Origin of the sequence: Nocardia sp. CA-290969 (assembly GCF_050936135.1) — a bacterium.
GTDB lineage: Bacteria > Actinomycetota > Actinomycetes > Mycobacteriales > Mycobacteriaceae > Nocardia.
Window position 1 is genome coordinate 6,504,573 of record NZ_JBNJNJ010000001.1, and the last position, 21,697, is coordinate 6,526,269.

A 21,697-nucleotide genomic window follows, 5' to 3' on the forward strand; every position below is an offset into this window, starting at 1 on the left:
TCTCGAACCCCCACTCACAACGACCCCGGATTCCCCGCCTCCGAATCCGCTCCCCAGCTCCAGGCCCACATTCGTGGTTCGGGGCCCGTCTCGTTCTGGAGCGACAGAGCGGGGGAGCGAAGCGGAGGAGCGTCGGAGTGAAGAACGAGACCAAGGGGGCCCCGAACCCGCGCCGCCGCAGGCGGCGCCATGTTGCAGTAGCCTCTATGCCGATGTCCACGAAAGCTCCGACCTCGACCCCGTCGTCCGGTACCGAGATCCCGGCGGCCGGCGAACCAGATACTGCCGGTGCAGGGTTCGCGCTACCCACCCAGACCCGCACCCTCTCCGGGTGGGCTCGTACCGCGGCGACCACCGCCGAGGTGCTCTCGACCAGCGACCCCGAAGTCATCGCGCGAGCGGTGGCCATGGTCGCCGAGGACAACGACGGTAAACCCGCTCATTTGCGGCGCGGGGTGATCGCCCGCGGTCTCGGCCGCTCCTATGGCGACAACGCGCAGAACGCGGGCGGCCTCGTCGTCGATATGACCGCGTTGAACAAGATCCACCGGATCGACCGGGACACCCGGATGGTGGATGTCGACGCCGGCGTGAATCTGGACCAGCTGATGAAGGCCGCGCTGCCGTTCGGGCTGTGGGTTCCGGTGCTGCCGGGTACCCGGCAGGTCACCGTGGGCGGGGCGATCGGATCCGATATCCACGGTAAGAACCATCACAGTGCGGGCAGCTTCGGTAACCATGTGCGGTCGATGCAGCTGCTCACCGCCGACGGCACCGTGCAGACCATCAGCCCGAAGAAGAACGCCAAACTGTTCTGGGCCACGGTCGGCGGGTGCGGGCTGACCGGCATCATCCTGCGGGCCACCATCGAGATGACCCCGACCGAGACCGCGTACTTCATCGCCGACGGTGATGTGACCTCGGGTCTGGACGAAACCATCGCTTTCCACAGCGACGGGTCCGAGGACAAGTACGAGTACAGCTCCGCCTGGTTCGACGCGCTGAGCCCGATGCCGAAGCTGGGCCGGGCGGTGATTTCGCGCGGTTCGCTGGCGAAGCTGGATCAGCTGCCCAAGAAGTTGCGGAAGAACCCGCTCGGATTCACCGGTAAGACGTTCCTCACGTTCCCGGATGTGTTCCCGAACGGCCTGCTCAACAACAAGACGTTCACGCTGGCCACCGAGATCTGGTACCGCAAGGGCGCCACCTACCGGCAGAAGCCGCAGGATTTGACGGCCTTCTACCATCCGCTCGATATGCTCGGCGAATGGAACCGCGCCTACGGTTCGCGCGGTTTTCTGCAGTATCAATTCGTGGTGCCGCCGGAGGCGGTCGCGGAGTTCAAGCAGATCCTGATCGATATCCAGGCCAGCGGGCACTATTCGTTCCTGAATGTCTTCAAGTACTTCGGTGAGGGCAATCAGGCGCCGTTGAGTTTCCCGATGCCGGGCTGGAACGTCTGCCTGGACTTCCCGATCGTGCCCGGGCTCAACGAGTTCGTCACCGAACTGGACCGGCGGGTGCTGGAATTCGGTGGCCGCCTCTACACCGGTAAGGATTCGCGGACGACCGCCGAAACCTTCCACCAGATGTATCCCCGGATCGACGAGTGGATCAAGGTGCGCCGCAGCGTCGACCCGACAGGCGTATTCATGTCCGATATGGCGAGAAGGCTGGAGCTTCAGTGATCAACGCGGTGGGCAATCCGCAGACCATTCTGCTGTTCGGCGGGACCTCGGAAATCGGCCTCGCGATCTGCGCGGAGTACCTGAAGAAGGGCCCGGCGCGGGTGATCCTGGCCACTCTGCCGGGCGACCCGTTGCGCGATACCGCCGTGGCCCAGATGAAGGCCGATGGTGCGAGTCAAGTCGATGTGATCGATTTCGACGCACTCGATACCGCCTCCCACCAGGAAGTGGTGGAGAAGGCCTGGGCCGGTGGCGATATCGATGTCGCGATTGTCGCGTTCGGTCTGCTCGGCAATGCCGAGGAGCTGTGGCAGAACCAGGCCAAGGCGGTGCAGATCGCGCAGATCAACTACACCGCCGCGGTATCGGTGGGTGTGCTGATCGGCGAGAAGATGAAGGCGCAGGGCTTCGGCCGGATCATCGCCATGTCGTCGGCCGCCGGGGAGCGGGTGCGGCGCTCCAACTTCGTGTACGGCTCCACCAAGGCCGGGTTGGACGGGTTCTACCTGGGGCTCGGCGAAGCGCTGCGGCCGTTCGGGCCGCGGGTGCTGGTGATCCGGCCCGGTCAGGTGCGCACCACCACCACGATCGAGCACTGGAAGGCCACCGGAGCCAAGGAAGCCCCGTTGACGGTGGACAAGGAAGAGGTGGCCGCGCTCGCGGTGGCGGCTTCGGAGAAGGGTAAGGAACTCATCTGGGCACCGGGGGCGTTCCGGTACGTGATGATGATCCTGCGCCATATCCCGCGCCCCATCTTCCGCCGCCTGCCCGTCTGACCCGAGCGATCGGGCGCAGGTCATAGCCCGGCAAGCCGGAGCGGAGGCCGAGGCACGCCTTGTTCCGGCGCACCGGGGCCTGGCCTGCACCCGCCGCAAAAAAGCTCGAAGGCCGTCACGGCCGGATCTATTCCGGTTGCGACGGCCTTCGTCGTATTTCGGTCCGCCCGGCACGGTTGCCCGTGGCCGGGTTCGCTTTCACACGCGTGTCATGCGCTGTCCGAGTTCCCGGCGCAGCACCTCCTGAGACGGCAGGCGCCCGAGGACGCGCAATACCGTGGGTCGTAGTTCTCGCTGCTCCTCATCGGTGAGCAAGCCGACGAGATCGCGCAGTTCCATATCGTCGAAGGCCGAGGTCATGCGACCCAGGGTACGGCGTGAGTCCGCGTTCGTCATCCGTTCCGGAATTCCCTCACCTGGAAATAAACCATGGTGTGAGGGATCGCACATGATAGACGAGTTTCGATGTAGCACAGCGCAGTTCAACTCACTTTGATGGGATCGTCGACCGAGAGACCACTGCGGGTCTCCTCGGTGACGGTGAGTTCGGCGGGGCGCGCGTCCGGCCGGTAGGGGGTGTAGCGCTCGAGCGAACCCCAGTCCCGCGCCCAGTCGTCGGACAGGTAGGTCGCCACCGAATCCGCCTGCAGCAGTAGTTCGGTCCAGCCCAGCGGGCCGCCGCCGATATGGTCCTGCCAGGCGTTGGAGGCATCGGAGCCGACCCGGTCGGGCAGGATGCGCCAGCGCGGAACCTCCGCGACCCCGTGGCTGTGATCGAACGGCCGCTGACAACCGAAGGCCAGCCCGACATGCCAGTCGAGCAGCACCGGATCGGTGTGTCCGACAACCGAATCCAACGTCGCCAGGCGGGGCAGCCGGGGCGGGGTGACGGCCAGCCACTGCCGCTCGGTGATGTCGTTGTCCACCGCGACCAGCCGGACGGCGTTCACCTCGGGCGGCAATTGGTCCAGTGGCACGCGCAGATTGCGCCAGGACGGATTTGGTCCGATATCCAGCGGTGCCACCGAGCCGAGGACGTTCATGGTGCCGTCGGCGGCGCGGGTGCCGTATTCAATGGTGAGGTCCTGCCCGTAGGTCATGACTCCATCGGCGTCCACCGATTTGATCCGGCCGGCGGCGGTGATCGCCAGTACACGGTAGGCGGGGTCGGCGCGCATCTCGTCGGTGAGGTCCAGGCGGTACCACTGCGAGGTCAGTTTCGCCTGCTGCTGCTCATCGGCCTGGTAGCTGCCGAGCACCGGGGTACGGGCCGGGTCGAGACCGAAAGGCAGGGTGACGGTGGAGCCGTTGATACCGGGTTGTGCCTCGGTACCGCCGCCGGTTCCGGCACCGGTGGTATCGGTGGTCTTGTTCTCGCTATCGGATTCGAGGGAGTTCGCACTGCCGGACACCGTTTCCTCGGCGTCGGCGGTGAGATCGTCGGCGACACCGTCCGGTGTGAAACCGGTCGTCTCGGTTTCGGGGTCGGTGGAGATCAGGCCGTTCGCCGGGTCACCCTCGTACGGCCGCAGCAGGGAATCGGCGGTATCGGTCTCCACCAATACTTCGTCGGCCAGGCCGCACGGGTCACCGGCGAGAGCCCGGAAGTTCGATTTGGCAATCGAATACGCCGGATACTGGGCCACCGCGGCCTTGGTCAGGGAGGCGATCTCGAACAGCACGACCACCGCCGCCGCCACGGTCAGCGGCGCAGAGGCGTAACGCGCCGAGCGGGACGGCGGGCCGCTGCGGTACGGCGCCCGGTAGTGCAGCCACAGCGCGACCAGCAGAGCCAGCACACTGAGCCCGAGGAACAGTGTCGAGAAACCCTTACCCGCGAGCAGCGGCGCCTTGTCCCACCACGGGACACCGTAGCTGGATACGTACCACCAGCCGTTCGAGCCGGTGAACGTGACCGCCAGCAGGAACAGCACGGCCGCCGCGAACAACGCCCGGTTCCGTGGCGCGCGAATACCGTTGGTACCCACCGCGACCGCCGCCAGGGCGGCCAGCGAACCGGCCAGCCCCGCGTAGACACCGAAATGATGGGTCCATTTGGTGGGCGTGAACATCATCAGCAGCAGCGAGGCGAACACGACGCCGAGAATGCGTACCGACGGCCCGCGGGAGGTCCCGGGGATCCGGCCTTTACGCAAGACCTGCAGCACGCAGACCAGCAGGCACAGCAGCATCAGCAGTACCCCGAAACGCCGGGCCAGCGAACCGTCCGGCGAGAGCATGAGCAGCGAATCCCAGCGGGTGCGTTCGTCGAACCACGCCACGTTCGGGCCGACCGCGGTACGCACCCGGGTGGCTTCCAGCACCGTCGACAGGGTCTGATCGGCGAAGATCACCACCAGCACCAGTGTTCCCGCAGCGAGACCGGGGGCGAGCAGGCTCGCGTACCGGAGCACCGCGCCCGCACTGCTCCGGCGAGGCGTATCGGTGGTCCCCACGCCGGGACGCGCCCGTTTGACGATGATCTGCAGGACCGGGCGCGAACCGGCGATCAGCGCGGCGATACAGATGAGGCCGGTCGGCCCGGCGGCCAGCGAGAACGCGGCGATCAGGATCGCGACCGCAGCCGGCAGCAAACGCCCGGTGGCGATGGCGCGTTCGATCGAACACCAGGTGAGCAGCGCACCGGCGGCGATCAGCGGTTCCGGGCGCAGGCCGTTGTCGTAGGGCAGCCAGAACGCCAGGAACACCAGGCCCGCGGTCCACAGCGCGACCCGGTTACCACGCACCCGGGCACCGAGGCGGGGCAGCACTTCCCGGCTGATCACCAGCCAGCAGACGATACCGGCGAGCAGGGTCGGCAACCGCATCCACGGACTCGAATCCGAGATCCGCGACATCCAGGCCAGCACCTCGTAGGACCAGCCGAACGGCGCCTCCGGGACACCGAACCACCGGTAGTAGTTCGCGAGGTAACCGGACTTCTCCGAGACTCGCGCCATATTGAGGATGTAACCGTCGTCGGAGGTGTTGGCGCCGATCACATGCCAGCCCACCAGTACACCCAGCACCGCGGCATCCGCCAGACCGAACCGCCACCAGTGGGCGGGCAGGAACCGGCGGGCACGACGGCCGTCGGTGGTGTCCAGGAAATGCAGGGCCAGCAAGGCGAGCAGGGTGAACACGACCGCACCGGCGATCGCGGCGATTTTCAACGGGCCCGGCGAAGAGGTGAAACGCGAATCGATCTCGGCGTGCAACCGGATCCCGGCGAGCTGCTCCGCGGGCAGATCGGTGAACACACCGACGATCTGCGGCCGGATATCCCGATCCACCTGCGCGCGGAACGGAGTGCCGTCGGCGCGGGTAGTGCCGGTGAGCTCGGCGGTGGTCGAGGCCGCGGTCGAGACCACCGACAGCGATTCACACCCGGCCAGTTCCGCACGTTCGGCGGCCAGTAGCGGGACATCGCGCAACACCACCGAGAGCGCGTCGCCGCTCACGGTGACGCGCAGCCCCTTGGCCGAGGATTGGCCCGATTCGTCCGGAACCGTCGCCACCACGGTGCCCTCGGCACCACCGAGCACCGGGCACGGCACCGTGAGATCCAGCCGCAACGGCTGATAGCTCACCAGCGGCGCCTCGATATCGGTGACGCCGGCCTGCGGCCATTCCAGGGCCGTACGGTCCTGCCGGACCGGCAGAACGGGCGCCAGAATCGCCAGTACGAACCCGAGTAGCCCGGATACGAGAGCCAGCAGGCGGATACGGTTCGACGCTCGGGGAGATCGCTGCGGTCGCACGGGGCTCGACTCTAATAGCCCGATGCCGGGAGCAGCGTATCCGCCGCAGGCAGATAGCGGTGTGCCGACATTCGGATCGCGCGTGCGCGCAGGGCGATGTCCCAGCTCAGGGTTTCACCACGATCAAGGTGAACGGCCCGATATCGGTCGCGGCGAACCGGGGGTCGTCGAACAGCGACGCCGGGAAGGAGACGGTGTAGCGGCGGACGTTCGGGTCGTTCGGGTACACATCGGCGGCGAGTCGCAGGGTGTATTCGTCGCCGCTGCGGCGGAACAGGAACGCGTCCGGGGTGCGCCACGGGGCCGCCGCCATCGCGTCCAGGAGTTCCTGGGGACTTTCCAGCTTGCTCCAGGCTTCGATGGCCGCGGAGCGGTCCGAGTAATCGGCCAGCGGGTTGGCGTAGTGCGAGGTCAGGCCCTGGAAACCGAAGTACGGGTAATAGGCGAGGAAGGTGGTGTCGCCGGTGAGCAGCACGTTGTCCGACGGTTCGCGGCCCGTCTGGGCGCGCAGGGCGTCGTCGATGTGGTGGTAGTGCCGGACCGCGGCGGGGTCGCGCTGATCGGCACGATGGCCGTCGCCGTCGGTATCGGTGTAGGCGGTGGTGATCTCGGGCTCCAGCACGTGCGCGATGTTCTGGCAGTAGGCCAGGGCGCCGACGGTCGCGAGCGCGATCGCTACCCAGCGGAACCGCGCCGGTTCGTTCAGCGCCTGATACACCGCCCGGGCGCCCTCCACGAACCCGAAGCCGCCCGCGGCGGCCAGCAGCACCAGCAGCACCGGTTCCAGCCGGAACGACAGCAGGGTCGTACCGGCCACGGTCGCCAGCATCGACAGCAGCGACCACAGATACACCGCGACAACCCCGAGCCCCAGCGATTGCGCCCGCCGCGAGGAGTTCGCCCGCAGCACCAGCCAGATCACACCGACCAAGCACAGACCACCGAGTAGCGAGAACTCCGCCATCGGCAGCGGCAGTTCCGACCCGGCCTCGGGCAGATAGTGGAACGCCCCACCCGACTCGAATTTCGGGTTGTCCAGCATCCGTAGCAGGAAGGGAACGAATACCGGCAGCGCCACCAGCGCGGCGACCACACCCATCACGATCAGCCGCACCAGCGGGGCGCCGATCGCCCGGCCGATGCCGTGTACCGGTTCGCGAGACTCACCGGACTGCGCCGCGATCCGGCGCGGAGTCCGGGCGGCGTACCGCGACCGGACCCCCAGCCCGGCCGCGACGACCGCCATGAGCACCACCGTGAACACCGCGAACGCGAAGTAGAGCGTGTAGAACGCCGCCGCCAGTCCGAGAAAGAGGCCGGTCCCCAGTACCGCGGCCCAGCCGCCCGCCGTAGTGCCGCGCCGGGTCTCCCCCGCGGCGGCCCCGGCGCGCACCGCGAGCTCGGCCGGACGGTACAGCGCGCCCCAGGCCATCACGAGAACCGGCGGGATGAGGATGGCGATCACCGCGCCATATGCCTCGGGGGCCGCATAGGTGACGCCCACCGCCGTGACCGCGGCGGTCACGCCCACTGCCCAGTCCGCGCGGATCAACCGCGACCACAGCACCAGCGAGACCACCGCCGCCACCGCGATCGACGCGATCGCGTACGGCTTGAAGACCTCCCAGCCGTCCATTCCGAGCACATTCGCGACCCGCCCGCCGACCCAGAACCAGCCGGCCGGGTAGAACGGCGGCAGATCCGCGTAGGTCATATCCCGCAGCGCGGCGCTGTCGGTGAGCCGGGTCAGGTATTCGGTGCGGAACTCCTGGTCCACCGAGACCCCGAACAGGTACAGCTTGGTCGCCGCCAGCGGTAGGCCGAGGGTTACCGTCACGAACCCCGAGATACCGGCCCAAGAGAGCACTTTCGCCCACCACCGGGCCCGGCGCAGCCGCAACAACGCGATCGAAACCGCCAGCAGCACGGCCGCAGCGACCTGGCCCACCGTGGTCAGCGCCCGCAGCACATTCGAGGAGTTGAACGCCGGCCAGTTCACCAGCGAGAACGCAACGAGCCCCACCGCGACCACCAGCACGGCAACGACCGTGGCGAGTACCGCCTCGCCGATTCCGGCCCCGACCTGACGCATCCACCGCGCGCCACGACTCGTCGTCATCGGCGTACTTACCTCCGGCTCCTGTACACGAACTGGCCGCCGGTCAGCCTAGTGGAGAGCGTCAACGCACCACGGGGCACGGAACCATACGTTCGATTCGTCGGTCCCGACGCACCCACGCTCAGGAGGCAGGACTCACCAGGCCAACCATCTGAGATTCAGAAGTCCGGCTCGCGCGGCCCCTCGTGCACATTGATCTGCTGAATCTCGACCGACAACCGGGAAGCGGCCACAAAATCCGAATCGTCATGCACGGTCCCCGACCACACCGAATCGATCATCAGTACACCCGCAGCATCCCCGGGTCCCACAGGCCGGTCCGGGTTGCGGTGCCGGTCTGCAGTTGCGCGGGGACCGCGTCGTAGTACTGGTCGTAGCGTTCCAAGGTGCCCCAGTCGCGACCCCAGTCGTTCTTCAGGTAGGTCGGGATAGTGGTGGATTTCGCCAGCATCTGGGAGAAGCCGAGGGGGCCGCCGAATTCCTGGGCCTGCCAGGTGTTGGTGGAGCTCACCGCCAGCGGGCGGTCCGGCAGGATGCGGAACTTCGGCACCTCGGCCACGCCGTTCTCGTGGCGGAACGGGCGCTGGCACGGGAACTGCAGGCCGACCGCCCAGTCGAGCAGGATCGGCTGTTCCGAACCCAGGTAGTCGTTGGCGGTTTCCAGTTTCGGCAGCCGCGGCGGGGTGAAGGCCAGCCACTGGTCGCCGATGAGGATCGGGTCGTTGGCCACGATCCGCACCGCGTCGGCTTCGGGGGCGATCTCGTCCAGCGGGACCCGCAGGTTGCGCCAGGACGGGAACGGGCCGATATCGCGCGGCAGGTAGGTGCCCAGGTGGGTGACCGAACCGTCCGGCTGCCGTTTGCCGTAGTCGACGGTGAGCGACTGGCCGTACTGCATGGCGCCCGTGTCGTCGTAGGACAGGATCCGGCCGGCCGCGGTGATCACCAGTAGCGGCTGGTCCGGGGACCGTTGCGGCAGCTCGTACCAGCTCGAGGTGACCAGTGCGGGCCGCTGCACACCTTCCTGGTAGCTGCCGAGGATCGGCGTGGTGGCGGGATCGAGCCCGAAGGGCAGCGCCACCGTGGAGCCGTTCACCCCGAGTGCGCCCTGACCGCCGCCGGTACCGGCGTTCTGGCCTTCGGCGAAGGAGGCACCCACCGACTGGCTGGACGTATTGCCGGTGCCCGGTTTCACCTCCACCGCGTCGGCGGACAGATCGTCGGGAACGCCGTTGGGGTCGAAGCCGACCGGATCGACGCCCGCCAGCGGGTCGGCGGAGTTGGTGGGCGGATTCGCCGGATCGATGATCGGATTCAACCGTCCCGCGTTGGCATTCACCTCGACCAGCACATCGTTGGCCAGCCCGCAGGTCTCGCCGGACACGGCGTCGATATTGCCCCGGGCCAGCGAATAGCCCGGGTACTGCGAGTACGCGCCCTTGGCCAGCGAGAGCACCTCGAACAGGACCATGGCCGCGGCGACCAGGGTGAGCGGGATGGCGGCGAACTTCCGCACCCGCCGGCCGCGCACGGTACGGGTGGAGTTCGGCGGTTTCGCGTAACCCTCGCGCAGCACGTGCCAGGCCACCAGCAGCAGCGACAGCCCGAACAGCAGCAGCATCGCGGTATTGGACGAGATCCCGAACAGCGTGACCCGCTTGTCGAACCACGGCACCCCGTAACTGGACACGTACCAGTAGCCGTTGATGCCGGAGAACGCCAGCGCGAGGGTGAACATCAACCCGGCCAGGAAGATCGCCCGGTTCTTGCGCGCCCGCAACGCCGACGCCGATACCGCCACCGCCGTGACCGCGGCCAGCGAACCCGCGATACCGGCGTAGGCGCCGAAGTGGTGGGTCCACTTGGTGGGGTTGAACATCATGAAGAAGATCGTCCCGAACACCACACCCATCAACCGCCAGGTCGGGCCCGCGGCGATACCGGGCACCCGGCGGCGGCGCAACAGCACCAGCATCGTGGTGAACAGGCACAGCAGCATCGCCAGGAACGCGAAACGGCGCGACAGCGATCCGTCGACGGTTTCGACGAACAGGTAGTAGTAGCGCAGATAGTCCTCGTACCAGGCCAGGTTCGGGCCGGCCAGCTGCCGGACGCGGTTGGCTTCCTGGATACCGGCGAAGGTCTGGTCACTGTAGACGACCGTGAGCACCAGGAACCCGGCCGCGGCCAAGGGCGCCAGCAAGGCGACGGTCCCGTGCTCGCGGTGCCGTTTGACGATGATGCGGGTGATCGGCCGGATACCGGCCAGCAGCGCGGCCACACACATCAGGCCGGTCGGGGCCGCGGCCAGCGTGAACGCCGCGACCAGGATCGCGACGGCGGCGGGCAGCAGGCGCGCGGTCGCAATGGCCCGTTCGATGGACACCCAGGTGAGCAGCGCGCCGAGCGCGACGATCGGCTCCGAGCGCAGGCCGTTGTCGTAGGGCAGCCAGAACGCCAGGAACACCAGGCCACCGGTCCACAGCGGCACACTGCCGAACCAGGCCCGCCCGCGCAGGCCGCGCAGGCCGTTACCCAGCCGCGGCACCACCTCGCGGCTGATCACCATCCAGCACAGGATTCCGCAGGCCAGCGCCGGCAGGCGGACCCACGGGCTGGCCGTGGATACTTCGGCGAACAGCTGGATCACGTAGTAGTACCAGCCGAACGGCGCCTCCGGGACGCCGTACCAGCGGAAATAGTTGGCCATATAGCCGGCGTCCGGCGCCACCCGGACCATATTGAGGATGTAGCCGTCGTCGGAGGTGTTGGCGCCGAGGAAATGCCACACCAGCAGCGTGCCGATCACCCCGCCGTCGGCCAGCGTGGGCTTCAACCAGTGCGCCGGCAGGAAACGCCGGTGACCGCGGCCGTCGCTGGTGTCGAGCCGGGCCAGTGCCACCAGCGAGAGCAGGGTGCACAGCACCGCGGCGATCATCGCGGCGAGTTTGATCCAGGTGGGGCTGGAACTGAACCGGGTGTCGATGGTGGATTCCAGGCTCAGCCCGGCCGGGATACCGCCGGTCATATCCGTGAAGATGCCCACCATCTGCGGGCGCAGGTCACCGACCAGCTGCCCGGCGTTGGGGACGCCGTTCGCGCCGATCAGACCCTCGAACGCCGCCGTGGTGCGTTCGTTGTCGGAGGTGATGGTGATGGCCGAACAGTTCGCCATCTCGGCCCGGTCCGCCGTCGCCACCACGGCGTTGCGGTCCACCACGTCCACCGACGTATCCGATACCCGCACGAACAACGCCTCGAGCGCCGCCCGGTCGCCCTGCGGGGGTGCGGTGGCCAGCAGCATGCCGCCCTCCGGCGGCAGCTGGTTCACCGCCGAACAGGGGATGGTCGCGGTGAGATCGATCGGCACCTGCGACATCAGCGGCGCCTGCACATTGGCCAGGCTGTCGTTCTGCGGCCAGGTCAGCGTCGCCGTGGTCTGGGTGACCGGTAGGAACGGTGTGGCGAGCGCGAAGAGCGCGCCGAGGACGCCGGTGACTATCGCGACGAGCCGCGCGACCCGGAAATCCCTCGGCGCAACCCTCGGCTCCGGCTCCGGTGGCGTCTTCGTCAGTACTGCTGTGGCGACTTCTGGCACGCTGGCATGCTACTTGGGCGCGGCGTGCCCGGCCGGTTGGTGCCCCGGCGCGTAACGTCTCCGGTCACAGAAACTCCCCGCGAACGGGTTAGAAACCACCAGAACGGGGTAAAGAGGGGCGGCTGGCACAATCGGCCCGAAATCACCCCCTTATGCGCGGGGCAAAGCGGCGGTAATGGAAAGGTAGGGGCATGACCAAGGTGAATCTCGAGACGAACTACGGAACCATCGGCCTCCAGCTGGACGAGGCGAAGGCGCCGGACACCGTCCGCAATTTCGTCGAATACGTCAAGTCGGGACATTACGACGGCACGATCTTCCATCGCGTGATCCCGGGTTTCATGATCCAGGGCGGCGGCTTCGACGCGCAGATGCAGCAGAAGCCGACGGAGGCACCCATCCAGAACGAGGCCGCCAACGGCCTGAAGAACGACAAGTACACGGTCGCCATGGCGCGTACCAACGACCCGCATTCGGCGACGGCGCAGTTCTTCATCAATGTCGCCGACAACGAATTCCTCAACCACACCCAGCCGGCGGGTCAGGGCTGGGGCTACGCCGTCTTCGGCGCGGTCACCGAGGGCACCGACGTGGTCGACAAGATCGCCGCGGTGTCCACCTCGTCGAAGGGTATGCACCAGGACGTGCCGGAGTCCGATGTGGTGATCAAATCCGCCACCATCACCGGCTGAATTCGCTCGTCGGTCGGTTCGGGTTGCGCCGGGGCCAGTTGCCGGGCAACCCGAACCGAAGACTCACAGCGGCAGCAGGTGATGTTTGCGCGGGTTGCGGATCACCGTCTTGTCGCGCAGCAGGTGTAGCGCGCGGCGCAGCTCCAGCCGGGTCTGCGCCGGCTCGATCACCGCATCGATGAAACCGCGTTCGGCAGCAACCCACGGCGTGGCCACGGTGGCGTTGTAGAAATCGACCAGCTGCTGCCGGACGGCGGCCTTCTGGTCCTCCGGCGCGGCGGCGATCTGCGCCGCGCCGATCAGGCTCACCGCGCTCTCCGCGCCCATCACGGCGATCCGGGCCGTCGGCCAGGCCAGGTTCACATCGGCACCGCACTGTTTGGACCCCATCACGGCGTAACCGCCGCCGTAGGCCTTACGCACCACAACGGTCACCTTCGGCACGGTCGCCTCCACGAAGGCGAACAGGAAACGGCCGCCGCGTTTGATGACGCCGATCTTCTCCTGTTCCACGCCGGGCATGAACCCGGGAGTATCGACCACCAGCACCAGCGGGATCTCGTAGGCATCGCAGAGCCGGATGAAATGCGAGGCCTTGTCCGAGGCACGCGCGTCCAGGGCCCCGGCGTACACCTGCGGCTGGTTGGCCACCACGCCCACGCTGCGGCCGTCGACCCGGGCGAAACCGGTGATGATGTTCTTCCCGGCTTCGGCGCCGTATTCGTGGAAATGGCCGTCGTCGAAGATGCGCAGCAGAATGTCGTGCATATCGTAAGCGGCGTTGTCCGAATCCGGGACGATCGAATTCAGCTCGCGGTCACTGTCGGTGATCTCCGGTTCCAGCCCGGGATTGATGACCGGCGGCTGCTCCTGGCAGCTGGTCGGCATATACGACAGGTACTCGCGCACCCAGGCGAACGCCGCGGCCTCGTCCTTGGCGATGTGGTGGATATTGCCGTATTGGGCCTGCGCGTGCGCGCCGCCGAGTTCCTCGAGGCTCACATCCTCGCCGGTGACCTCACGGATCACCTTCGGCCCGGTGACGAACATATGCGCCGATTCCACGGCCACCACGACATCGGTGTTGATCGGCGAATACACCGCACCACCGGCGCAGTTGCCGAGGATCATCGAAATCGTCGGCACCATCCCCGACAGCGGTTCCTGCCGGGTACTCAGCTCGGCGTACCAGGCCAGCGACGAAACCGCCTCCTGCACCCGCGCGCCACCGGAATCGTTGATCCCGATCATCGGGCAGCCGACCTTCGCGGCGTACTCCATGATGGCGGCGACCTTCCGGCCGAACATCTCACCCACCGACCCGCCGTACACGGTCTGATCGTGGGAGAACACCGCCACCGGCCGCCCGTCGACCGTGCCGTGCCCGGTCACCACACCGTCCCCGTACAGCGCGGCCGGATCACCGGGCCGGCGCACCAGCGCGCCGATCTCCACGAAACTGCCCGGGTCGAGCAGCATATTGATCCGGTCGCGAGCGCTGGGTATCCCCTTACGCGCCCGCTTCGCCACGCCGGCTTCGCCCGCCGGTTCCTGGGCGAGCTCGAGTCTCTTGCGCAGGTCGGCGAGTTTTTCGGCGGTAGTGCTCACTTGCTCCCTTTCACGCCCGATGAGTCGATCCGAGCGAGTTTAGCGGTGAGGTCCGCGCCGATTTTCCCGATCCTGGGCTCGTCGATGATCTGCAGGTGATCGCCGGGGATATGCACGACCTCCAGGTTGGGCAGGTAATCGTCCCAGCCGCCGTTGGGCAGCCGCTCGGCGAACCGGGGCTCCAGCTCGATCATGCCGTCGTGGTAGCGATCGGCGAGGTAGAGCACGACATCACCGTCGTAGTGGCTGGGTCGTACCTGCTGTAGCGCCTGGTTCTCGATCCAGGAGGTGCGCTGGTGTTCGATGACACCGCCGGGAATCTTGGCCCCCGTCATCTTGATGAGGCTGGACACCATCTCGAATTGTTCTTCCGGGGTGGCGTCGGCCAGCTCACGCAACTGGTCGGGATCCAATTCGCCCTGGACGCCGTAGGTCTTCTGCGCGAAGGCCTGGTAGCGCTCCATCCGTCGCAAGCTCTCCTCGGGACTGTTGTCCTGGGGCTCGCTCGGGATGGCGAGGTCGATCAGTCCCACGACCCGCACATCGGCGCCCTCGCCACGCAACACCTGCGCGACCGCCATGGCGAGGACCGCGCCCAACGACCAGCCGTACAGCACATACGGCCCATCACCCTGCAGTTTGCGCAGCTCGGGCACGTACTGCCGGGCCCGCTCTTCGATCGAGCCTTCGACGCGTTCGAAGCCGTACATGGGGGTATCGGCCGGCAGCCGCTTCAACAGCGGCTCGTACACGAGGGTGTTGCCACCGGAGGGGTGGAAGACGAACACCGGGACAGCCTGCGCACCCTCGGGTCGCACCCGCAGCGCTCGAACGAACCCGTCCACATCGGCACCGCTGTCCTGCAGTGTGCGCACGATATCGGCAAGCTGTTCGATGGTTTCGCAATCGAGCACATCGTCGACGGTGATCTCCGCGCCCACCCGCTCGGTGAGCCGCTCGGCCAGCTTCTCGGCGGTGTCCTCGTCGAGGATCGGCAGGGTGTTGAAGATGCCGCCGGCGGATTCACCGGTGACCATCGCCCAGGACGCGTAGGTGAGCCGTTCCGCGGCGTCACGTGGCGGAACGTTCTCCTCGTCCGTGGAACCGGCGGCGCCGCCACCGAAGACCGCCGCGCCCGCGGCCGGGGCGGGTTTCGCCGCGGCCGGCTGGTCGGCGCTGCGCGCGGAGTCCGTTTCCGTAGTGGCCCCGCCGGCTTTCGGCCCGTTCGTGACCGCAGTGGAGTCCGCCGTACCAGCAGGACTGCCGGTACCCGAATCCGTAGCGGCCGGAGCAGTTTCCAACCGTGCCGCCGGGTTGCCCGTTGCCGGCTCGGTGGCGGCGGCCGCGTTGCCGGCCGTCGCCTGGTTCAGCGCCGCGACCGGGTCCTGACCCGACTCCATGGCCGCTTTCGCCGCCTCGACGAAACTATCGTCCACATTGAGGGCACCGGATTCGCCGGCGGCCTGCTTCTCCGCCATCTCCCGCACCTCGTCGCGGTGCTCGATCGCGTAGCGCAGCACCTTGCCGACCTCGTGCAGGCTGGCATCGCGTACCGCGGAGACCTGCAGTTGCGGAATATCGAATTCGTATTCGACCCGGTTCTTGATCCGCATCGCCATCAGCGAATCCAGCCCGAGCTCCATGAGCGGGATCTCCATCGGCAGATCCTCGACCGCGTAGCCCATCGATTCGGCGACGATCAGTGCCAGTCGCTCCTCGACGGTCTGGCCGCTGTCCGGGTTCCAGCGCTCGCCGAAACCGGCGGTGTCCACCGCGTCGAGTACCTCGGGTTCCGCCGTGACCACCGGTGCGACGGCGGCAGTTTCGACCGGAGCGGGTTGGGCGGCGCCGGAGGTGATCACCGCGTCGAACAGCAACCGGAACTGCGCGCCTTCCCGGGCATGCACCTGCACCGACGCGCCACCCGGATGCGGGGTGAGCGTGGTGGTCAACGTCCCGGTCGCGGGTAGCGGGGCGTGGGCGACACTCGCACCCAGATTCACATCGGTCAGTACCTGCGCGGCCGCCGAGCGCACCAGCGCCGGCAGTTCGTCGACCGCCGCCGCCTGGACCTCCCAGACGTGCCGGCCGTCGGGCAGCGCGACGGAGGCGCCCGGAACCCGGGCGCTGCCGCCGGTGGACAGCGGTGTCACCTTGGGCCAGTAGTGCTTACGGACGAACGCCGTGCGCGGGATATCGGCGTACGGTCCGGCCGGCAGCAGCGAAGCCAGGTCCACCGCGTGCCCGTGCACGTACAGCTGCGCCAGCGAGGTGATCACCGCGGCGGATTCGTCTTCTTTGCGTTTGAGCGTCGGAATCAGCTGGGCGTCGTGCAGACCGGCGGCGAACGTGGTGCCGAGTACCTGCATGAGCGCCACCGAATTCGGGGCCAGCTCGAGGAAGGTGGTGATCCCGGCGTCGACCGCGCGCCTGATCGCGTTCGTGAAGTACACGCTGTGCCGCATGTTCTTCACCCAGTAGGCCTCGGTGTGCACCGGGTCGTGCCCGGGTGCGTAGTACTGCTCCTTGTCGACCGTGGAGTACAGCCCGACCGTCGGTTTCGTCGGCTCGATCCCGGCCAGTTCGGCGGCGAGTTCGCCCAGCAGCGGATCCATCTGCGAGGTGTGCCCGGCGCCCTTGGTCTGCAGGACACGGGCGAATTTCCCGGCTTCCTCGACCTTCGCGACGATCGCCGCGACCTGATCCACCGGACCACCGATCACGGTGTTGGTCGGCGCCGCGTACACGGCGACCTCGATATCGGGATAATCCGGCAGCATCGCGGCGACATCCTCGGCGCTCAATTCCACCAGCGCCATATTGCGGACATCGTCGTCGGTGAGCATCTCCTCGCCCTCGCGCATCAGGCGGGAGCGCGCGCAGATCACCCGGACGGCGTCCTCCAGCGGCAACCCGCCGCTGATGTACGCCCCGGCCACTTCACCCTGGGAATGACCGACCACCGCGGTGGGTTCGGCCCCGTGGGCGCGCAGCAGCGCGGCGAGTCCCAGCTGAATGGTGAAGGTGCCGACCTGTGACGTGCCGATATCCCAGTCCTGGGCGTCGTCGAGCATCATCTCGCGCACCGAGTAGCCGGCCTCGTCCTGGACGAGTTCGTCGACCTCGTCGACGGTGCGCCGGAAGATCGAGTTCTCCAGATAGAGCTGTTTGCCCATCTTCCGGTGCTGGGCCCCGAAACCGGCCATCACCCACATCGGCCCCTCGGCCGCAGGTGCGTCGGCGGTGAACACCCCGGCCCCGGGTTTGCCCGCGGCGATCGCCCGCAGCCCGGCCACTGCTTCGGCGTGATCCTTCGCGAGTACGACCCCGCGGGACCGCCAGTGGCTGCGTTTGGCCAGCGCCCGGGCAACATCGGTGAGCGGAGTCCGCTGCCCCGCTTCGCTTTCCAGCCAGTCGGCCAGATCGGCGGCGGCGCGGCGGCGACGTGAGGGCAGATAGGCGGAGACGGCCAGGATCACCGGCAGCGGTTCGGCGCGTTCGGCCGACCATTCGGGTTCGGGCGCGGCCTCCGCGGTGACTGCTTCGGCTTCCGCCACCACATCGGTGGTCTCCAGATCTAGTTCACCGGTCTCCGCCGAACTGTCGACAGGCGTTTCGGCCGCGGCGACGGGAGGCACGTACTCCTGGACCACCACATGCGCGTTGGTTCCGCCGAACCCGAAACCGGAGATACCGACGGTCGCGGTGCCGCTGTAGCGCGGGAACGGCGTGGGTTCCTCGACGACCTTCAGCCGGGCCTGCTCGAACGGGATGTACGGATTCGGTCCGGCGTAGTTGATATTGGGCGGGATCACGTCGTTCTGGAACGCCATGATCACCTTGGCCAGGCTCGCGGCGCCCGCGCCGGATTCCAGATGCCCGAAGTTGGTCTTCGCCGAGCCAAGCAGCGCGGGCGTCTCCGCCGCGCGACCGGCGCCGACCACCCGGCCGAGCGCCTGCGCCTCGATCGGATCACCGACCAGGGTGCCGGTGCCGTGCGCCTCGATGTAATCGACGGTGGAGGGCACGATTCCCGCATCGCGGTAGGCGCGGCGCAGGACATCGGCCTGGGCCTCGGGGTTGGGGGCGATGAGCCCGTTGGACCGGCCGTCGCTGTTGACCGCCGAACCCTTGACCACCGCGAGAATGTTGTCACCGTCGCGTTCGGCGTCGGCGAGCCGTTTGAGCACCACCAGGCCGGCGCCCTCGGACCGGACCATTCCGTCGGCATCGGACGAGAACGCCTTGATCCGGCCGTCCTTCGCGACCGCGCCGATCTTGTCGAAGCCGAGCGTGATCATCGGCATGAGCAGCATGTTCACCCCACCGGCCAGCGCGACGTCGGCGTCACCGGCGCGCAGCGCCTGTACTGCCTGGTGCACCGCGACCAGGGTCGAGGAGCAGGCGGTATCCACCGCCACCGAGGGACCGCGGAAGTCGTAGAAATACGACAGGCGGTTGGCGATGATGCTGGAAGCACTGCCCGTGATCTTGTAGCCCTCCGCCGAAGCCGGGACATTCGGATCGGTATCACCGAGGCTCATCGCCGCGACCAGCTGGAAATCGCTGGTCGATGTACCGATGAAAACACCCACCGATTCCCCGCGCAGGTCACTGGCCGGGATATGCGCATGCTCGAGCGCTTCCCAGGTGAGCTCCATCATCAGCCGCTGCTGCGGGTCGATCCGCTCGACCTCGATCGGCGACATGGCGAAGAATTCGGCGTCGAAATCGGTGACGACGTTCTGGTCCAGATATCCGCCGCGGGTGTTGCCCTCCGCCACGGCCTGCGCCACCTGCGGTTCACTCAGGAATTCCGCCCAGCGGCCTTCGGGAAGCTCGCGGATGGCGTCGCCGCCGTTGATCAGGAATTCCCAGGTCGATTCCGGGGTATCGCCCGCACCGGGCAGCCGGGTCGACAAGCCCACGATCGCGATATCGTGCGCGTCGCCCGGCGCGAATCCGGCGGTGTAGAACTGGTCGTCGAGCGCCTCGAGCGTGCTCTCCGGCGGGCCGTTCACGATCACCTCGGCCAGCGAGGCGATGGTCGGATGCTGATAGATGATGGTGGGGTCGAGGATCACACCGGTGCGGTCCTCGATATCGCCGCCGAGGGCCAGCGCATCGCGCGAGGCGAGACCGAACTCCTCCATCGGCCGATCGACAGTGATCTTGTCCACCGACTGCCCGGTGGCCTCGGCGACCCAGTTGCGCAACCACTCCCGCAGTTCCGCCACCGATATCTCGGTGCGCTCGGCGCCTGCCGCGGCCGTGGGCTCGGCGCCCGTCCCGGCGCCGCCCTCCTGCCCGGCGGGAAGATTCTCGGTCGGTTCCGGCGACGTACCCTCGTTATCAGCCATCAGTCCTCAAGCTACCTGTCTGTATGCGGTGCCTGGCAACAGCCTGCATCGCAGGGATGGGTGGACGGCGACCGCCGGCGCCGCGGTGTCCACGCCGACACCGCCGTGAGCGGACTCATTCCTCCGGTGCATCGGGGAAGGCCTGCTGCGTGTAACCACCGCGCAGCGTGCCCTCGATATAAGCCGCCTTGCAGGCGCGCCGCGCGATCTTCCCGCTCGACGTACGCGGAATCGAGCCCGCGGGCACCAGCAGCAGATCCCGGACCGTCACGCCGTGGCGCTGCGAGATCGCCGCCCGGACCGCGTCCGCGATGGGCAGCGGATCGGCCTTACCCGCGCCCGGTCCCCGCTCGGCGACGACGACGAGCTGTTCGGACGCATCGTCGGCATCGAATTTCAGGCCGGAATGGCTGCCCTGCGCGAACACCTCGGCGGGCAACTGGTTGGCCGGCACCGAGAACGCCGCGATGAATCCGGGCCGCAGCGCACTGCTGGCCTCCTGCGCGGAGAATTCGAGATCCTGCGGGTAGTGGTTGCGGCCGTCGACGATCACCAGATCCTTCACCCGGCCGGTGATGTAGAGCTCGCCGTCGAAGTACACGCCGTAGTCGCCGGTGCGCATCCAGTTCGCGTCCTGCGCCGCACCTTCGGCATGGCTGCCTTCGGGCAGCCGCTCGGCGACCTTGTTCCGGAATGTCGCGTTGGTCTCGTCCTCGCGGCCCCAGTACCCGATACCCATGTTGTTGCCGTGCAGCCAGATCTCGCCGACGTGCCCGTCGGGCTGTTCGCGCGGCGCGGCATCGATCGACTCGGGATCCACGATCACGGCCCACTGCGAGCGGGCGACATAACCACAGCTCACCTGGGCGATCGCATTCTCGGCACCCGGGTCGACCTTCACCATGCGCCCGGCGTTGAGTTCGTGCCGGTCGACGTAGGTGACCTTGGCCTCGTCCTCGGATTTGGTCGCCGAAACGAACAGCGTGGCCTCGGCCATGCCGTAGCACGGTTTGATGGCGGTCTTCGGCAGGCCGTACGGGGCGAACGCGTCGTTGAACTTCTTCATCGACGAGGTGGTCACCGGTTCGCTGCCGTTGATCAGGCCGATCACATTGGACAGGTCCAGCGATTCACCGTTCTTCGGCAGCCCGCGCACCGCGGCGTGCTCGAAAGCGAAGTTCGGGGCCGCCGCGAAGGTGCCCGCGCCGTCGGAGGCGGCGGCGAGTTCCTTGATCCAGCGGTACGGGCGGCGGACGAACGAGGCCGGCGACATGATGGTGATGAACTTGCCGCCCACGGCGGGCAGGATCACGGTCAGCAGACCCATATCGTGGAACAGCGGCAGCCAGGTGACACCGCGCGAATTCCAGTCCAGATTGATGGCGTCGACCATCTGCAGCAGGTTGGTGCCGACGCCGCGGTGGGTGATCTCCACACCGGCCGGGGTCCGGGTGGAACCCGAGGTGTACTGCAGGTAGGCGATATCGTCCACGGCGATATCCGGGCGCACCCAGCTCTCCCCGACACTGTCGGGAATAGCGTCCACCGCGATGATGCGCGGGCGCTGGGCGGCGGGGAGCGAACGGAAGAACTGGCGCACCCCCGCCGCGGACGAGCTGGCGGTGAGGATGGCCGACGGTTCGCAGTCGCCTAGCACCGCGTGCAACCGGTCGGTATGACCGGGCTCGTCGGGATCGAACAGCGGCACCGCGATCGTGCCCGCGTAGATGGCGGCGAAGAAGGAGATCACATAGTCCAGCCCCTGCGGCGCGAGTACCGCCACCCGGTCACCGGGTTTGGTGACCTGCTGCAGTCGGCCGGCCACCGCGCGCAGCCGGACCCCGAACTGTTGCCACGTGAGCTCGTGTACCTCACCATCGCGTTCGCGCGAATAGTCGATGTAGCGGTACGCCAAGGTGTTCGCGTCGTTGCGGGTGTGCATCTCGACGTGGTCGACCAGGGTGCGATCATCGGGAATCGTGATATTCCCGTTCTCGTCCAGGTAGTCGTCGAAAGTCTCGTCCATTCCTTCTTCTCCTCCGAGGCGCACGCGGCAACGGCACGATAACCGTTATTCAGTGTGTGGGCCCCGACT

General features: G+C 67.5%; 11 protein-coding genes. 3 read left to right on the forward strand and 8 right to left on the reverse strand.

Annotated features, from left to right (window positions below; translation table 11 throughout):
* Nucleotides 1-206 precede the first annotated feature (206 nt).
* Nucleotides 207-1,688 (forward strand): FAD-binding protein, encoded by a 1,482-nt coding sequence (locus ACQEVO_RS29655; RefSeq protein ID WP_432919719.1) that lies wholly within the window; start codon nucleotides 207-209, stop codon nucleotides 1,686-1,688.
* On the forward strand, nucleotides 1,685-2,464 hold the full coding sequence (locus ACQEVO_RS29660; protein ID WP_432919720.1) for a decaprenylphospho-beta-D-erythro-pentofuranosid-2-ulose 2-reductase: 780 nt from the start codon (nucleotides 1,685-1,687) through the stop codon (nucleotides 2,462-2,464). The genes ACQEVO_RS29655 and ACQEVO_RS29660 overlap by 4 nt, the downstream gene beginning before the upstream one ends.
* A gap of 198 nt (nucleotides 2,465-2,662) precedes the next feature.
* Here the strand turns inward: ACQEVO_RS29660 and ACQEVO_RS29665 are convergent, their stop codons facing one another.
* The 5 genes from ACQEVO_RS29665 to ACQEVO_RS29685 all read right to left on the reverse strand — a co-directional run bounded on the left by ACQEVO_RS29665 (nucleotide 2,663) and on the right by ACQEVO_RS29685 (nucleotide 11,942).
* Complete coding sequence (locus tag ACQEVO_RS29665) at nucleotides 2,663-2,824, reverse strand: hypothetical protein (RefSeq protein WP_195055828.1); 162 nt, start codon at nucleotides 2,822-2,824, stop codon at nucleotides 2,663-2,665.
* Nucleotides 2,825-2,946: 122 nt separating this feature from the next.
* Complete coding sequence (locus tag ACQEVO_RS29670; RefSeq protein WP_432919721.1) at nucleotides 2,947-6,225, reverse strand: arabinosyltransferase domain-containing protein; 3,279 nt, start codon at nucleotides 6,223-6,225, stop codon at nucleotides 2,947-2,949.
* Between the two features lie 106 nt (nucleotides 6,226-6,331).
* A complete protein-coding gene (locus tag ACQEVO_RS29675) occupies nucleotides 6,332-8,344 on the reverse strand; it encodes a galactan 5-O-arabinofuranosyltransferase (RefSeq protein WP_432919722.1) in 2,013 nt (670 codons plus the stop codon).
* Nucleotides 8,345-8,502: 158 nt separating this feature from the next.
* A complete protein-coding gene (locus tag ACQEVO_RS29680; RefSeq protein ID WP_432919723.1) occupies nucleotides 8,503-8,625 on the reverse strand; it encodes a hypothetical protein in 123 nt (40 codons plus the stop codon).
* Nucleotides 8,625-11,942: an arabinosyltransferase domain-containing protein gene (locus ACQEVO_RS29685; protein WP_432919724.1), complete on the reverse strand. Its 3,318-nt coding sequence runs from the start codon at nucleotides 11,940-11,942 to the stop codon at nucleotides 8,625-8,627. The genes ACQEVO_RS29680 and ACQEVO_RS29685 overlap by 1 nt, the downstream gene beginning before the upstream one ends.
* 191 nt (nucleotides 11,943-12,133) lie before the next feature.
* On the opposite strand from ACQEVO_RS29685, the gene ACQEVO_RS29690 reads away from it, so the two are divergent.
* Nucleotides 12,134-12,634, forward strand: a complete 501-nt coding sequence (locus ACQEVO_RS29690; protein WP_432919725.1) for a peptidylprolyl isomerase — start codon at nucleotides 12,134-12,136, stop codon at nucleotides 12,632-12,634.
* Nucleotides 12,635-12,697: 63 nt separating this feature from the next.
* Here the strand turns inward: ACQEVO_RS29690 and ACQEVO_RS29695 are convergent, their stop codons facing one another.
* The 3 genes from ACQEVO_RS29695 to fadD32 form a co-directional block, all read right to left on the reverse strand.
* Nucleotides 12,698-14,242 carry an acyl-CoA carboxylase subunit beta gene (locus tag ACQEVO_RS29695; RefSeq protein ID WP_432919726.1) on the reverse strand — a complete coding sequence of 515 codons (1,545 nt, stop codon included), beginning with the start codon at nucleotides 14,240-14,242 and terminating at the stop codon, nucleotides 12,698-12,700.
* Nucleotides 14,239-19,602 (reverse strand): polyketide synthase Pks13, encoded by a 5,364-nt coding sequence (gene pks13, locus ACQEVO_RS29700; protein ID WP_432919727.1) that lies wholly within the window; start codon nucleotides 19,600-19,602, stop codon nucleotides 14,239-14,241. Before pks13 ends, ACQEVO_RS29695 begins: the two co-directional genes overlap by 4 nt.
* A gap of 115 nt (nucleotides 19,603-19,717) precedes the next feature.
* Nucleotides 19,718-21,628, reverse strand: coding sequence for a long-chain-fatty-acid--AMP ligase FadD32 (fadD32, locus tag ACQEVO_RS29705; RefSeq protein ID WP_432919728.1), 1,911 nt, complete (start codon nucleotides 21,626-21,628; stop codon nucleotides 19,718-19,720).
* Nucleotides 21,629-21,697: the final 69 nt, after the last annotated feature.

Coding starts and splice junctions, on each gene's coding strand:
- ACQEVO_RS29655 (WP_432919719.1), top strand. CDS start 207: ATGCCGATGTCCACGAAAGCTCCGACCTCGACCCCGTCGTCCGGTACC.
- ACQEVO_RS29665 (WP_195055828.1), bottom strand. CDS start 2,824: ATGACCTCGGCCTTCGACGATATGGAACTGCGCGATCTCGTCGGCTTG.
- ACQEVO_RS29675 (WP_432919722.1), bottom strand. CDS start 8,344: ATGACGACGAGTCGTGGCGCGCGGTGGATGCGTCAGGTCGGGGCCGGA.
- ACQEVO_RS29680 (WP_432919723.1), bottom strand. CDS start 8,625: ATGATCGATTCGGTGTGGTCGGGGACCGTGCATGACGATTCGGATTTT.
- ACQEVO_RS29690 (WP_432919725.1), top strand. CDS start 12,134: ATGACCAAGGTGAATCTCGAGACGAACTACGGAACCATCGGCCTCCAG.
- pks13 (WP_432919727.1), bottom strand. CDS start 19,602: ATGGCTGATAACGAGGGTACGTCGCCGGAACCGACCGAGAATCTTCCC.
- fadD32 (WP_432919728.1), bottom strand. CDS start 21,628: ATGGACGAGACTTTCGACGACTACCTGGACGAGAACGGGAATATCACG.